At 61.2% G+C, this 15,113-nt stretch carries 13 protein-coding genes; 4 read left to right on the top strand and 9 right to left on the bottom strand.

Annotated features, from left to right (window positions below):
* Positions 1-106: 106 nt before the first annotated feature.
* The 8 genes from PQG80_RS22295 to PQG80_RS22260 form a co-directional block, all read right to left on the bottom strand.
* Positions 107-1,252 (bottom strand): efflux RND transporter periplasmic adaptor subunit, encoded by a 1,146-nt coding sequence (locus tag PQG80_RS22295; RefSeq protein ID WP_271753853.1) that lies wholly within the window; start codon positions 1,250-1,252, stop codon positions 107-109.
* A 17-nt stretch (positions 1,253-1,269) separates the two neighbouring features.
* Entirely contained in the window at positions 1,270-2,148 is an 879-nt protein-coding gene (locus PQG80_RS22290; RefSeq protein ID WP_271753852.1) for a carbohydrate ABC transporter permease, read from the bottom strand.
* Positions 2,149-2,167: 19 nt separating this feature from the next.
* Positions 2,168-3,052 carry a carbohydrate ABC transporter permease gene (locus PQG80_RS22285; protein ID WP_271753851.1) on the bottom strand — a complete coding sequence of 295 codons (885 nt, stop codon included), beginning with the start codon at positions 3,050-3,052 and terminating at the stop codon, positions 2,168-2,170.
* Positions 3,045-4,544 (bottom strand): ABC transporter substrate-binding protein, encoded by a 1,500-nt coding sequence (locus tag PQG80_RS22280; RefSeq protein WP_271753849.1) that lies wholly within the window; start codon positions 4,542-4,544, stop codon positions 3,045-3,047. Before PQG80_RS22280 ends, PQG80_RS22285 begins: the two co-directional genes overlap by 8 nt.
* 176 nt (positions 4,545-4,720) lie before the next feature.
* A complete protein-coding gene (locus PQG80_RS22275; protein ID WP_271753848.1) occupies positions 4,721-5,905 on the bottom strand; it encodes a hypothetical protein in 1,185 nt (394 codons plus the stop codon).
* On the bottom strand, positions 5,902-7,353 hold the full coding sequence (locus PQG80_RS22270; RefSeq protein ID WP_271753847.1) for a HAMP domain-containing sensor histidine kinase: 1,452 nt from the start codon (positions 7,351-7,353) through the stop codon (positions 5,902-5,904). Before PQG80_RS22270 ends, PQG80_RS22275 begins: the two co-directional genes overlap by 4 nt.
* Before the next feature lie 3 nt (positions 7,354-7,356).
* On the bottom strand, positions 7,357-8,055 hold the full coding sequence (locus tag PQG80_RS22265; protein WP_271753845.1) for a response regulator transcription factor: 699 nt from the start codon (positions 8,053-8,055) through the stop codon (positions 7,357-7,359).
* Positions 8,056-8,192: 137 nt separating this feature from the next.
* Positions 8,193-8,396 (bottom strand): hypothetical protein, encoded by a 204-nt coding sequence (locus PQG80_RS22260; RefSeq protein WP_271753844.1) that lies wholly within the window; start codon positions 8,394-8,396, stop codon positions 8,193-8,195.
* A gap of 108 nt (positions 8,397-8,504) precedes the next feature.
* Here PQG80_RS22260 and pth point away from each other — a divergent pair, with 108 nt between their 5' ends.
* The 4 genes from pth (at position 8,505) to PQG80_RS22240 (ending at position 14,257) form a co-directional block, all read left to right on the top strand.
* Complete coding sequence (gene pth / locus PQG80_RS22255) at positions 8,505-9,083, top strand: aminoacyl-tRNA hydrolase (protein WP_271753842.1); 579 nt, start codon at positions 8,505-8,507, stop codon at positions 9,081-9,083.
* Between the two features lie 157 nt (positions 9,084-9,240).
* The gene (locus PQG80_RS22250) at positions 9,241-9,471 is read left to right on the top strand and encodes an anti-sigma-F factor Fin family protein (RefSeq protein ID WP_271753841.1); all 231 of its coding nucleotides are present in this window, start codon (positions 9,241-9,243) and stop codon (positions 9,469-9,471) included.
* 108 nt (positions 9,472-9,579) lie between these two features.
* Positions 9,580-13,104 (top strand): transcription-repair coupling factor, encoded by a 3,525-nt coding sequence (mfd, locus tag PQG80_RS22245; protein WP_271753840.1) that lies wholly within the window; start codon positions 9,580-9,582, stop codon positions 13,102-13,104.
* Positions 13,091-14,257 carry a peptidylprolyl isomerase gene (locus PQG80_RS22240; protein ID WP_271753839.1) on the top strand — a complete coding sequence of 389 codons (1,167 nt, stop codon included), beginning with the start codon at positions 13,091-13,093 and terminating at the stop codon, positions 14,255-14,257. Before mfd ends, PQG80_RS22240 begins: the two co-directional genes overlap by 14 nt.
* Positions 14,258-14,321: 64 nt before the next feature.
* Here PQG80_RS22240 and PQG80_RS22235 read toward each other — a convergent pair whose 3' ends face one another.
* A complete protein-coding gene (locus PQG80_RS22235) occupies positions 14,322-15,113 on the bottom strand; it encodes an anti-sigma factor domain-containing protein (protein ID WP_271753838.1) in 792 nt (263 codons plus the stop codon).

The raw sequence follows: 15,113 nt of genomic DNA, 5'->3' as shown, positions 1-15,113 counted from the left end.
GGCGCTTCTTTGTGTATCAACACCTAGCAGGGATTAACCCACAGGTTCCGAGTGGTGGAGATGTGCGTAAAATGTGGATAAGTGCTTCTCGTGATAACGGAAGAGTCTAGTATCGTACTCGCATGCCCGGCAAAATGAAATCCGTGCTGTCCACGATGATCTCAGCCTGGTCGAACAATCCGCTAACCGCTATAGCATAGTCGTTAGAATCCACGATATTGACCGGATTCTCCACGACATAATAGGCGTTGCCGAGCGGGCCTTGCTTGGCCCCGACGGTGTAGACAAACGCCCCCCGCGCGTCCTGGTGCACGGCCTTGCTCGGTACGAGGAGCAGATCGCCGCCTTTCGATGTTCGGATGCTGACTTTGACGCGTTCGCCGCCTTTGATCGCAGCAACGCCCTTGTTCAGCGTAATCGTCAGATTGTACATCGGCATCGCGTCGCCCGCGGACGTTACTTCATCATCGCCCGCATCGCCATTTTCAAGGCCGTCTCCGCTCTCCTCGATATCCGTCACCGTGCCCGACAACCAAACGCCGTCATCGTCGATCAGCGAGATTTGATCCAGCTTATCGCCCAGGCTCAGCGTGGATGCGAGATCTCCCGGGATCGGCAGACGTATGCGATAGCCCCGCGCGATATCGGACAGCCGAATGTCCGGACCGCCGGACGAGACGGCGCCCTTCTCGGCACTCACATCGGCGACGACCCCGTCGAAAGGCGCCCGCAGCTCGCCATTTGCCGCGATATCCGCTTGCAACGTTTGGATATGCCGTTTCTGGTCGTCAATCTCGAGCTTCGCCGTTTCGAGCGCCGCCGTCGCGGTGAGCTTCGCCGCCGCATCGTCCTCCTTTATCGCCTGAATCACGTTGTACTGCAGCTGCTCCAAGGACAGGGTGAGCTTTTTGAGCGTCGATTGCTGATCGGCAAGCGCTTGCGCGGCCTCGCTGTCGTCATAGCGGACAAGCGTCTGGCCTTTTCGCACCGCATCTCCTTGCTTCACCAGCACTTGCGCGACCTTCCATCCTCCCGGGTTCGTCAATTCACGCTCCGCACCCGGCCGTATCGTGGCGCTTCCTTCGTACGTATGCTCCAGCGGGCCGGCGGTCGGCAGCGCCGTCACGATCTTCGGCATCGACAAGGCCCGCAGCGTATTGCCTCCCAGCGTCAGGACTGCCAGCAGGACAACGAAGCTTCCCGCGATCCACCGCATTTTGCGTTTCCTCGAACGGTATTTCTCCTCGTCCATGTGCGATCACTCCAGATCTAGCCTTTAATGCCGGACAATTGTATCCCTTCGACAAAGTCGGACTCCGCGTATAAGAAGAGCAGCACCATCGGAGCCATGTACAGCGCGGAAGCGGCAAAACCGACGCCTCGCTCATGCTGGTTGATCTGCGCCAGATAGAGCGACAGCGGCTGCTTGACGGCATCCTGCAAGAAAATCAGCGGCTGTTCGATCATATTCCAGTAATCGACGAACAGAAGCACCGTCAGCGCGGACAAGCCCGGCTTGGCGAGCGGCAGCACGATGCGCGCAAAAATCGTCAGATGCCCCGCGCCGTCCATCTTGGCCGCCTCCGCGTAGCCGCGGGGAATGTGGGCCATGAACTGGCGCAGCATGAACACGCCGAAGGCGCCGAATATGCCGGGCAGGATGATCGCCGACGCGTGATTCATCAGACCGAGCCGGTCGATGACCATATAGTTCGGCACCAGCGTCACCTGAAACGGCATGAGCATCGTCATCAGGTACACCATGAACAGCTTGTCCCGGCCGATAAAGCGCAGCTTCGCGAAGGCGTAGGCCGCGAGCGAGGCGACGACCGTCTGTCCGGCGACGATCGGCACGACCAAGGCGGCGGAATTCCAGAACATGCTTAGAAAATGAGGCGACCGGATCAGCACCTGCGCGAATTGCTCGAAGGTCAGCCAGTCGGGCAGTACCTTGAGATGGGCGAACGCATCCGCGCCGCCGTGCGCGGTATCGACCATCCGGTCGAGCAGGTCATAGTTGCGCCCGATCTCCAGCTCGCTCATGAGCGAGTTCGCGACCGTCAGCGCGATCGGGAGGAGCATGGCCGCGGCCACGATTCCGAGCGCGAGCGTAGCGGCCGTTTTTGGCACGACTCCAGAGCTTCTCATCGCCAGGCACCTCCTCCGATTATTCCGTACTTTCCCGATACTGCCGTTCGGCTCTGAGCAGGCCCGCCGCCATCGCAACGATACAGACGACCATCAGAGCAGCCGCGGCCGTCAGCTTCTGAATGTCGAGCGAGAAAAACATGTTGTTCATGTAATGCTGCATCATATAAAGCCGGTCGTACGGGTAGTCGCCGGCCAGCAGATACGTCTCCCGGAATACCTTGAACGAGTTCACGATCGAGATCAGCACGACGAATACCATCGTGGGCGTCAAATAAACGAGCGTAATATGGATCAGCTGGCGCATGCGTCCGGCTCCCTCGATCTCGGCCGTCTCGTAGTAATCCTTGGGGATCGTCTGCAATCCGGCCAGAAACAAAATCATGTTGTAGCCGATATTTTTCCACAAGTACATCAGGACGACGACGCTCATCGACCACTCCGATTGCATCCAATCGACCCGCCCGTGAGAGAAATGGTGCAGCCATTCGTTCAGGGTACCGTTCCAGTCGAAAAAAATCTGCCAGATCATGACGACCGAGGCGACGGGAACGACCAGCGGCATCACGATCGACGTACGGAGCCAGCCCCGCAGATAGACCGGCCGGTGAAGCAGCAGCGCGAGGCCGAGGGACGAGGCGATGAGGAGCGGAACGCCGATGCCGGTAAACAGGAGCGTGTTGAGCGCCGCCTTGCGGAAGGAGCCGCTCGCCAGCAGCTCCCGGTAGTTGTGAAGGCAAACGAAGACGCCGCCGAGATTGCCGTCCGTGAATGACTCGTACAAGCCGATCAAAAACGGGATGAGGTAAAAAATCGAGAAGCCGATCAGGCTGGGCGCGAGAAACAACAGGGCTATCGACCCTTCTCCGCGAAGCCATCCGGGCAGTCTGGAGCTCCTATTCATTGAGATACGTCGTCACTTTGTTCTGAATTAGCTTGGCGACGGCCTCCGCGGACTTCTGTCCGGCGAAGAACGACACGGCTTCGTTCTTGACCAGCTCCCACACCTTGTCGGACGAATCCCGGACCGGATGAATGGCCCCCTCTACATAGGCTTCCAACCGGTCCAGCATCTCGGCGTCTACCGGGAAGGACATGCCGTGCAGCGGTCCCTCTTCGTAAGCCTTGACCGTGCCGGCTTGCTTCAGCTGCTGAACTTGTTGGGCGAATGCCTTTTTATTGATCGGGATACCGGCGGTCTCGGGGGGGTTCCCGATCTCGTCCTCCATCATAAATTTGATGAAATCCCATGCTTCCGCCTGCACCTTGGAGCTCGCGTTGATCGCGACGTTCCGGTAGGTGCGGAAGTAGCCGCCGTCCGCGGTGGTCTGCGCATGGGGCTTGGCATACAGCCTCACATGCTCCCCATGCTCGCGGAGCGTCACGAGATAATCCCAGGGCGAATTAATCTGGACGTCTTCGAAGTAGGCGCCCCTGCCTGAGCAGTTGGCGGATGGCGCTCCGGCTGCGGCGGCCCCCGGTACCATGGCGATGCCTTGGGAGTTGACGACACCTGCCTCGCACATCGTCTTGACCTGGTTCATGAGACCGGTAAAGGAGGCCGATTCAAACTTGGCGGTGCCGCTTGCCTCGTCGATGAACAGGCGGTAGTTGTCCTGAACCATATCCGCCAGCAAGAATTCGGGACCGCTCGTCGCCAGCACGGAGGAATAGGGGCCCTTGGCCGCGATCAATTGCTTGGCGGTGTTCGCGAAGTCGTCCCAGGACCACTTCTTGTCGTCGATCTGGACGCCTGCCGAAGCGATCGCAGCCTCGTCCCCGGCCAAGCCGGATAGAAAGAAGGAGAGCGGCAGGCTGTACAGCGACTTGCCGACACGCACATTGTCCAGGATATTGGAGAAGTAATCCTGCTTGGGAAAGTCGGGATCCCGGTCCATCATGGCGCCGATGTCGGCCAGCAGCTTGTGCTTCACGTAGCTGTCGGCGGCCAGCAGGTCCATTTGCAGCATATCGGGGCCTTTCCCCGCCATCATCGCCGCATTGGTCGTCGTGACGAACTTCTCGATCTCCGCTTCCAGGTGCGCGTCGTCGGTCTGCACGTCCTGCAGCTCGATCTCGATGTTCGGGTGTGCCGCCTCATACTTCTTTTTCGCTTCCTTGAACTTCTCGTCCGGCCAGAAGCTCGCGAATACGATCTTCTTTTTTCCGCCCGCGCCTACGGCAGGGGCCTCTCCGCCGGCTTCCGCAGACGACCCGCCAGGCAGCGCCGTTCCCGTCTGAGAGACCTCGCCCGCGCTTGTCCCGTTCGTGCCGGTACCGTTCGCGTTCGCGCCGCCGGACCCGCCGCTGCCACTGTTGCCGCCGCAAGCCGCCAGCGGGAGGAACAGGAGAAGACAGGCTGCCTGCAAGCCGAATCTGAATTTTATTTTTTTCATGACGCACACGCTCCTTTGTTGCTGCGTTGAGATGAGGAACTTCCATTCCTTTCTCAATGTAGAGCACGGATGTGGCCAAATCTTCGCGTACTTGTGAACAAAATGTCTCCAACATCAAAAGACCGGAACCGAATCGCTCCGGTCCCGGTCTGCCGCGGGGCCTCTTAAAGCGCCCCTTAAGACTTAAATTCGATAATAAACGGACGACGGTCCTGTGCCCCCTCCGGCACCGTCCGATCCGGATCGGCCGCCGGCGCAGGCTGGGCCTGGGTCGCGCGCTCGGATACTTTGTGTCCGTCGACCAGCAGCCGATTCTGCTCCGGACTCCAGTACATTTGCGCGGGGATGAAGCCCTGGTATACGGACCGGACATATAAAACGTTGTTCCCCTGCAGTTTCCCGGCAAGGATGGAGTAGTCGCCGTTTTTATCTTTCTGGGAATAGGCGATATTTCTCCGGTCGGGGGACACCTGGAAGATCCCGACGTCCCGCAGCAGGACGGCCAGCTCCCCGTTGCGCAGATCGTATTCGTACAGCGAGCCCTCCGTGCCGAGGAACACGAATCGGTCGTCGTCGAGCCAGGCGGCTTGGTCGCTGCCTGCCGCGTGCTCGTACCGGACTACGTATTCGCTGCCTTGCTTGGTGCCAACCTGCAGCCGGCCTTGGGAGAAGATCAGCGCGCTGCCGCCATCGTCGGACAGCTTGACCGCAGCTACCGCGCTCGCCGTGTTCAAGCCCGCGAGGGGATACTGCGATGCGCGGCCGGCAGCCGTGTCGAACATGCCGACGGCGGCCGGTTCGTCAGGCGCGGGGGCGACGAGATAAGAGACGTAGCGGCCGTTGTCCGACCAGGCGACGTTGCGGGAGAGCAGCTCCGCCTGTCCCGGCTGCCACAGGGCGACCGTCTGCTTGTCCCCGCCGGGCAGCGCCGCCAACTGCAGCGAGATGCCCTCTTGGGCTTGCGCGAGGAGCGATAGATAGCGGCCGTCCGGCGACAGGCCGGTCACGTACAGTTCGGCATCCAGGCCGAGCAGCGGCTCGAAGCGCTCGTACGGCGGACCGAGCCCGGACAGCCGCTGCAGGTCGCGCTCGTTGCCACGCAGCGGGGGTGCGAACAGCCCGGCGACCGTATCGGCTCCGGTCCATCCGAGCATACGGTCGAGGCCGGCATCCCCGTCCGGGAGGCGATAGATTCTGCTTGCCTGGAACGGCTGGTCGGGAGCGGAGGAGGCCCCGTTCTCTTCCGAATCGGGAATGACGATGGTCTCGTACCGGGCCCCTCCCGCGCAACTTGACAGCAACAACAGCGCCATCGCCAGGGCGGCCGCGAGCGTCGCGGATCGGCAGGTCCTGATTCTCATGGCTCTGTCCCTCCATAGGGCAGGTCGATATCGACTATAGTGCGACGATCTTCGCTGACGATGCGCACAGCCCCGCCATGGTCGTCGACGATCGACTTGACGATGCCGAGCCCGAGCCCGACGCTGCCTTGTTCCTTGGATTTGCGGTTCGGCGTATAGAATGGCTGGAACAGGTTCGCGAGCTGCTCGGGCGGGATCGTGTCGCCCGGATTGGCGATCTCAAGCCGCACGTTTCCGGCATCCAGGCGAGCCCGGACGGAGATCTCCGCTTGGGGCGAGCTGTATTTGATGGCGTTGTCGAGCAGATTGATGAAGAGCTGACGCAGTCTGTCGGACTGACCGCGCACGAACAGGCCTTCTTCGGTCTCGCAGACGATGGTCTTGCGGTAGCGTCTCGCCCGGAATGCCATCGCATCGCATACATCGCGCAGGATGGCGCCCGTCTCGACGAGGTCGAAGGCCTCCCGGTCCGCGCTCTGGCGCGATACCTCCAGCAGATTCAGCACCATGCCCTGAAGGCGGCGGCTCTCTTCCACGATGTGGTTCATGCCCTTGTCGAAAAAAGCCCCGTCCGTCTCTCGATTGTCCCGGATCGTCTCGGCATAGCCGATAATCGAAGTGAGCGGCGTCTTCAGCTCGTGAGTGACGTTGTCGAAAAACTGCTTGCGCTGCTCGCCGGCTTCCTTCAGCCGGTCGCGGTCTCGCCCGATCGTCTCGATCTGGGTGCCGATCCGCTCGATCATATCGTTGAAGTTGTCGGCCAGCCGTCCGATCTCGTCCCGGCGCCGGAGGCGGAGGCGGACGTCCAGATTGCCGTTCTTAACCTCCGTGGACGCGCGGGTCAGCTTGACCAGCGGGATCGTAATATGCCGGGACAGCAGGTACGAGAACAAGAAGGCGGCGGCGAAGATCGCCAGCGCGATCGCGAAGACGGTGTCCAGAATGCGCCCGCTCTGCTCGTAGAGCGGAGAGAAATCCTTGGCGTATCGCAATATGCCCACCTTGACGCCGTCGATGACGACCGGGTACGAGTAGAGGACGGCGCCTGCATCGCCGTCGTACGAGATGGTATAGGCGGTCCTGCCGTTCAGCGCTTGCCTCAGATCGTCTTCGGGCCGCCCGGCGAACCGCTCGGGATCGGACGCGTACAGCAGGACGCCGTCGACGGTATACGCGCTGACGTCGCTGGCCGTGGCGCGCTTGAGGTCTCCGACCATCTCCTCGGCGATCTCGCCGAAATAAAGGTCGTCGTTGGAAAAGTGGTTGATCAGAAACGCTTGGCGCACATAGACCTTGCTGTTGTTTTTGAGCTCGGTCAGATTGCCCGTGATGATGCGCTGATTGCTTGTCCGGATCATCTCCCGGGCCGTCTGGTTGAGAATAAGGAAGGAGAGGGAGAAAATCAGCAAAAAACCGACGGCGAACTTGGCCCTGATGGTCCGGATCATCCGTCAGTCCGCCCGTTTCTCGAACTTGTAGCCGACGCCGAATACCGTCGTGATTAGGTCGCCGGCGTCGAGCTTTTTGCGCAGCCGCTGGATATGGGTGTCTACCGTGCGCGTATCGCCTGCAAAATCGTAGCCCCAGACGAGATCGAGCAGCTCCGTGCGCGTGAAAATCTTGCCTCGGTACCGGAACAGCTTGACGAGGAGATCGAATTCCTTGGGCGTCAGGTCCACCGTCCGGCCGTCCTTGGTCACGAGCCTCTCCTGCGGAGACACGGCGACGTCCTTGAAGCGGAAGGCGTCACTCTTGTCCGCATCCTCCCCGCTCTGGTTGGCCTGGGCCAGCCGCCGGAGGACCGTGCGGATCCGGGCCGCGACCTCCCGCAGGTCGAACGGCTTCGTGATATAATCGTCGGCTCCGAACTCGAGCCCCAGAATCTTGTCGGTAATATCGGACTTCGCGGTCAGCATGACGATGGGGATGTTGTAGTCCGCGGTCACGCGCTTGCAGATCTCGAGGCCGCTCATGTCCGGCAGCATCCAATCCAGCAGCAGCAGGTCGGGACGCGCCCGTCCGAGCTCCCGCAGCGCCTCGGCCCCGCTCGCCGCGACCCGCGTCTCGAAGCCTTCTCCGGCAAGCCGGTAGGCGAGCAGATCGGATATCGCTTCCTCGTCCTCCACGATCAGAATTTTCGTCTTTTCCATGTCGGTCGGTCTCCATTCGATTCCCGGTTATTAAGAGGATCTTATCACAATCGGGCTTCGGCATGGCAATCGGGACCGGGGACGAAAGAGGAAAGCCCCCTGCGCATGGTCCGCAGGAGGCGGGAAGCCGACGGGGCTCAGTAGCCCGGCCTGGAGATGAACGTAAACGACTTGCGGCAATACACGTTGTTGTTGACCTTCACGTATTCTTTGCCATAATATTCGATGAACCCGATGTCGCTGTGCTCCCTGTCCTTGTAGATTTGGACGGGCACCTCTGCTACGATATGATCTGCGAAGTGCCTGTCATGGGACAAGGCCTGGCCGTTGATGTACATCATTATCATCATCACCCCTGTCGTTTGTGTGCTATGTAACCTAGATGACACCGCTGCGGGCGATTTCGTTGCAGCTTGCCTATAAAATTATTGAAACGGAGTGTATGACCGATGAGATGGATCGTGGGACTCGGCAATCCGGGACCGGAATACGCGGCGACGCGGCACAACGCCGGCTTCATGGTCGTCGACGAGCTGGCGAGGCGTTGGAGCACGCAGGTGAATCAGAGCAAGTGCAAAGGCCTCTATGGCGAAGCGCGGGTGCGCGGCGAGAAGGTGGCGCTGCTGAAGCCGATGACCTATATGAACCTGTCGGGCGAGTCGGTGAGGGCGCTTATGGATTATTACAAGGCCCCGCTGGAAGACGGCATCATCGTCTACGACGACCTGGACACGGAGACGGGCAAGATCCGGCTCCGGTATCAGGGGAGCGCGGGCGGGCACAACGGCATCAAGTCCATCATCGCGCATACGGGGACCCAGACGTTCAACCGGGTGCGCATGGGCATCTCGCGGCCGGTCGGCGGCATGAAGGTCGTCGATTACGTGCTCGGCCCTTTCCCCAAGAGCGAGCAGGAGGCGCTGCGGGCGATGATCGCGGATGCCTGCGACGCCATCGAGTACGCGCTCGATCATCCGTTCGAGGAGACTATGGCGAAGTTCAACGGCAAGCAAGCCGGGGGGAAATAGAGCCTGGAGCGGGGCGCGCAGCGCGAGGAGAAGCGGTCTTCCGCAGGATGCGCCATCCATTTCCGCTTAAAATCGCAGTCATTCGGGCATACTGAGGGGAGCGCGGTTCCGTGGCGAATCCATGGGCGCATAATCTGCCTTTAGGAGGCATACCCATATGGCTGTGAATTACGTTTGCCGGCACTGCCGCACGCCGCTCGGACGCTTCGAGGGAGCCGACGTATCCGAATATAGGCTGGGCCTGCATTTCTTGACCCCCGAGGAGCGAAAGCGTATAATAGCGTATAATTCAAACGGGGAAGTGACGGTGCAGGTGGTCTGCGATTATTGCAGCCAAGCGCTCGATCAGCACCCCGAATTGGCGCTGCTGAGCAATCCGCTCCAATAGCGCCGCTCGTCCGCTGCGACATCGATCGATATAAGAGGCCTCGGCTTTGCGCCCAGGCTTCTTTTTGAATGAACGTGAACGTAGATTGTACGTATAAGGGGAAAAGCGATGAAGCCGCTAATGAATACGTTAGCCACCGACCCCGACTTCCAGTCCGTCCTCGCGGGCCTTCGGGGCAGCATGCGGGAGCAGCTGGTGGCGGGGCTGTCCGGTTCGGCCAGGCAGGTGATGATCGCCGCGACCGTCCGGGAGCTGGGAAGACCCGTGCTCGTCGTGACGCACAATATGTTCGCCGCGCAGAAGATGGCGGAGGACCTGCAGGAATGTCTGACCGCCGAGGAAGTGCTCCTCTACCCGGCCAACGAGCTGATCGCGGCCGAGACGGCCATCTCGAGTCCGGAGACGTCGGCTAGGCGCATGGATGTATTGCTCCAACTCGCGGAAGGCTTCCGCGGGGTTATTGTCGTGCCGTTCTCCGGCGTGCGCCGGTTCCAGCCGAGCAGCGACACGATGGCGAGCGCCTTCGTCACGCTGAAGGCGGGCGAGACGCTGCCGATGGACGAATTCCTGAGGCGCATGATTGGGCTCGGCTACGAGCGCGTGGACCGCGTGGAGCAGAAGGGGCATCTTAGCGTGCGCGGCGGCATCGCGGATTTCTTTCCGCTGACGAGCGCGAATGCCGTGCGCGTCGAGTGGTTCGACGACGAGATCGACTCGATCCGCACGTTCGATCCGGCCGACCAGCGCTCGATCGACAAGATGAACAGCTACACGGTGCGTCCTTGCCGCGAGATCATCGCCGACGAGCGGCGCTTCGCGAACGCGGCCCAGCACGCCTTCGAGCTGCTCGAGCGCCAGCTGGAGAAGATGGCGGACCGCCAGGCCAAGGAACGTCTCAAAACCGAGATTACCCGGGAAATCGACGATTTGCGGCAGAATACGTATTTTTCCGAAATCTATAAATATATATCGCTGCTCTACCCCGAGAGGCAGACCCTGTTCGACTATATGCCCAAGGATACGCTGCTCATCATGGACGAGCCGAACCGGCTAGGCGAGACGGCGCGCCAGCTCGAGCGGGACGAGACGGAATGGTCGACGCATCTGCTGTCGCAGGGCAAGTCGCTGCCGGGCTTCGCGCTGGCCGTGCCGGCGGAGCAGGCGCTCTACCCGCGCACGTTCCAGACCGTGTACCTGTCCCTGTTCGTACGCCAGATCCCCCATACGCAGCCGCAGAACATCGTGAACTTCGTCTGCCGCTCGATGCAGAGCTTCCATGGCCAGATGAATCTGCTCAAGGCAGAGATGGAGCGCTGGCGCAAGGGAGGCGCGCATATCGTCATGCTGGCCGGCAACGCGGAGCGGGCCGAGCGGATGCGGCGCGTGCTCGACGACTATCAGATCGAGACGCCGGATATCGTGGAGGGCAACCTGCAGAGCGGATTCGAGATGCCGTCCGTCAAGCTCGTCGTCATCACCGAAGGCGAGATGTTCACGCAGAAGCAGCGCAAGGCGCGCCGCGTCGACCGCCGCATGGACAATGCGGAGCGCATCAAGAGCTATACGGAGCTGAAGGTCGGCGACTATGTCGTCCACCAGAACCACGGCATCGGCAAGTATATGGGCATCGGCACGCTGGAGATCAACGGCATCCACAAGGATTATCTGCACGTCGTCTATGCGGGCGGCGACAAGCTGTCCATCCCTGTCGAGCAGTTCGACCTGATCCAGAAGTACGTCGGATCGGACGAGAAGGAGCCGAAGGTCAGCAAGCTCGGCGGCGCGGAGTGGAACCGGGTCAAGTCCAAGGTGCGCTCCTCGGTCAAGGATATCGCGGACGACCTCATCAAGCTGTATGCCGATCGCCAGGCCACGCAGGGCTACGGCTTCAGCGAGGATACGCCGTATCAGCAGGAATTCGAGGCGATGTTCCCCTACGACGAGACGACGGACCAGCTGCGCGCGATCGAGGAGATCAAGGCCGACATGCGCAAGCCCCGGCCGATGGACCGCCTGCTCTGCGGCGACGTCGGCTACGGCAAGACGGAGGTCGCGATCCGGGCCGCGTTCAAGGCGGCCATCGAGGGCAAGCAGGTGGCGGTGCTCGTGCCGACGACGATCCTCGCGCAGCAGCACTACGAGACGTTCCGCGAGCGCTTCTCGGGCTATCCGTTCAATATCAAGGTGCTGAGCCGATTCCGCACCCGCAAGGAGCAGACGGAGACGATCAAGGGCGTCAAGGCCGGCACCGTCGACGTGCTGATCGGCACGCACCGGCTGCTGTCGCAAGACGTCGTGTTCAAGGACCTCGGCCTTCTCATCGTGGACGAGGAGCAGCGGTTCGGCGTCTCGCACAAGGAGAAGCTCAAGCGGCTCAAGACGAGCGTCGACGTGCTGACGCTGACGGCGACCCCGATCCCGCGGACGCTGCACATGTCGATGCTCGGCGTGCGCGACCTGTCGGTCATCGAGACGCCGCCGGAGAACCGTTTCCCCGTCCAGACCTACGTGGTCGAATACAGCCCGACGCTCGTCCGGGAGGCGATCGAGCGGGAGCTGGCGCGGGACGGGCAGGTTTACTTCCTGTTTAACCGGGTGCAGGGCATCTATCAGATGGCCGAGCAGATCTCGGCGCTCGTGCCGGACGCCAAGATCGCGGTCGCGCACGGCCAGATGTCCGAGCAGGAGCTCGAGCGCACGATCCTGGACTTCCTCGACGGCGAATACGACGTGCTCGTCAGCACGAGCATCATCGAGACGGGCGTGGACATCCCGAACGTCAACACGCTGATCGTGCACGATGCGGACAAAATGGGCCTGTCCCAGCTGTACCAGCTGCGCGGCCGCGTCGGCCGGTCTAACCGGATCGCGTACGCCTACTTCGGCTACCAACGCGACAAGGTGCTGAACGAGGTGGCGGAAAAGCGGCTGCAGTCGATCAAGGAGTTCACCGAGCTCGGCTCGGGCTTCAAGATCGCGATGCGCGACCTGTCCATCCGCGGCGCGGGCAACCTGCTCGGCGCGGAGCAGCACGGATTTATCGCGTCCGTCGGCTTCGACCTGTACTCGCAGATGCTCGCCGAGGAGGTCAACGCCCGCAAGGCCGAGTGGCATGGCGAGAAGGCCCCGCCCCCGCCGCCGGTCAATACGCAGCTCGACTTGGGCGTGGATGCCTACGTACCGCCCGAATATATTTACGACAGCATCCAGAAGATCGAGATCTACAAGAAAGTGGCGGCCGCGGCTTCCGGCGATGACGTCAGCGATCTGCTCGACGAGCTGGTCGACCGGTTCGGCGAACCGCCGAAGCCGGTGCTGAGCCTGCTGAGCGTCGCCCGGATCAAGGCGCTCGCCCGCGCGTACGGCATCGAGTCCATCGTCAACCGCAACGACGATCTGACGATCAAGTTTGAGGAACGGCGCGCGACGGAGCTCGACGCCAAGAAGTTCAAGGCGCTCGAGAGCCGGTACCAGGGCCGGGTACAGCTCGTCCAGCAGGTGCCGCATCCGCTCGTACGGATCCGGGTCAAAGGGCTCGACGACGATGCAATGTTGGCGATTGTAGAAGAATTTCTGTTACAATATAAAGAAGCGACAAAATCCAAGGAGGAATTGCAAAATGCCCTACAATAAACGCGGAACGTATCGCCGGTTCGCCTTTCTGCTGCTGGCCGTCGTTCTGCTCGCCGCCATGGCAACCGCATGCGGCAAAGGTAAAAACGAAGAATCAGAATCCGGCGCCTCGCCCTCGGCTTCGGCCAGCGCGACCGCTAGCATAGATCCGGATACCGTCCTCGCCACCTACGACGGCGGAGAGCTGAAGCAAGCCGAGTTCAGCAAGTACGAAGCGTTCATGAACGTAACCAACCCGCAGATGGCGATGTACTTGTCTATCCCGCAGTACAAGGAAGAGATCATCAAGCAATACATTCTGCAGAAGGCGTTCGCGGAGCGTGCGACCGACGAACAGAAGAAAGCCGGCAAGACGCAGTCCGAGGAGTTCAAGAAGCAGCTCGACGAAGCGCTGAAGGACGAGACGAACGGCGCTTCGCTCAAGGATGCGATGAAGACCAACAACATCACCGAGGACGAGCTGGTCGACCTCGTGGTGACGCTGGCGACGGGCGGCGAGATCAGCTCGGCCAAGGAAAACGAGATCAAGGCGACCGTTAAGGACGCCGACATCAAGGCCGAGTACGACAAGGCGCCTGCCGACTACAACATCGATACGGTTCGCCATATCCTCGTCTCCTTCACGGACCCGACGACCAACGCGGAGCGTTCCGACGCCGATGCGCTGAAGCGCGCGCAGGAAGTGAAGAAGAAGCTCGAGGAAGGCGGCGACTGGACCGCCCTCGCCAAGGAATATTCCGACGACACGGGCTCCAAGGAAACCGGCGGTCTGTACGACAAGACGCAAGCCAAGACTTGGGTCGCGGAATTCAAGGATGCTGCCAACAAGCAGGCGATCGGCGTCATCGGCGAGCCGGTCAAGACCGAGTACGGCTACCATGTCATCAAGGTCGAAGCGCGCCAAGAGACGCCGTACGACAAGCTCGCGCAGGCGGACAAGGACGCCATCGTTACGGCGCTGATCGATCCGAAGATGCAGACGTTCATTCAGGAAGAAACGGACAAGCTGAAGATCAAAGTGACGCTGCCGGCCGAACCGTCGCCGTCTCCTTCGGCTTCCGGATCCGCAGCGCCGTCCGCTAGCGCTTCTGCATCGGCAAGTGCGCCTGCCTCCCCATCGGCGAGCGCATCGGCTTCCGCATCGAGCAAATAAGCAGCGAATATAGCAAGCACCCGGCCACATCGGTAGCCGGGTGCTTTTTTCTTTCTTATTAGAATTAAACGGATCCGAACATTTTCTCCCCGCGCGGGCTGTCCCCTTTGTCGTCGGGCTCGAGCGTAATGCCGATCTTGTCGAAGTCGAGGCTGGCCGATCCGATCGGCATGGCGAGCACGCCCAGACCCTGTCCGCCGTCGTCGCCGGCCACGCGGAACGTGCCGGCGCTCTTGCGGACGCCGTCCTTGAGCAGCCATACCTGATAAGCCTCGTTTCCGCTTGTCGGCGAAGCGCCGTACACGTAGACGACAAATTGGCGGTTCTTGCCGTTGTCTACGATGCAGGCGATGCCGAACGCTTGGGAAGCCTCCGGCGCCTGGGATTGTAGCGGGACGGCCAGCCGCACTTGGGAAGCGGGTACGGCCAGCGCCTGCTCGATCGGCAGCGGACTGCGGTCGTTCTCCTGGTACAGCCTGTAGTTCCATACGGAGCTGGCGGCCAGGAGGATGAGAAGGGCGCATGCGGAGATCGCCAGCCAGCGGCTTCTTGCGGGCCGACCGCTCTCCTGCCTTCTGCCTATCGGCGTCGGCTTGTCTGTGCCCGCGTCTTCCGCGATCGCCTTTTCCGCCGCCAGAGCCGCACTCATCACCTGGCGCTTGAGATCCTCCGGCGGTTCGATTTTATCCATGTCGGCGTACAGCGCCCCCCATGCGAGCTGCAGATCGTCCCATTCCGCTCGGCAGGCTTCGCAGCCCGGAAGATGACGTTCGAATGCGAGCCGCTCTTCTTCGCTGCACTCGCCGGTCAGTACGGACAGACACAGATCGCATAGCGGCTCTTGCTTGTCGTGCAT

Origin of the sequence: Cohnella rhizoplanae (assembly GCF_948329515.1) — a bacterium.
Lineage (GTDB): Bacteria > Bacillota > Bacilli > Paenibacillales > Paenibacillaceae > Cohnella > Cohnella rhizoplanae.
Note: the sequence above shows the minus strand (reverse complement) of the source record. Positions and strands in the feature narration are given on the sequence as shown.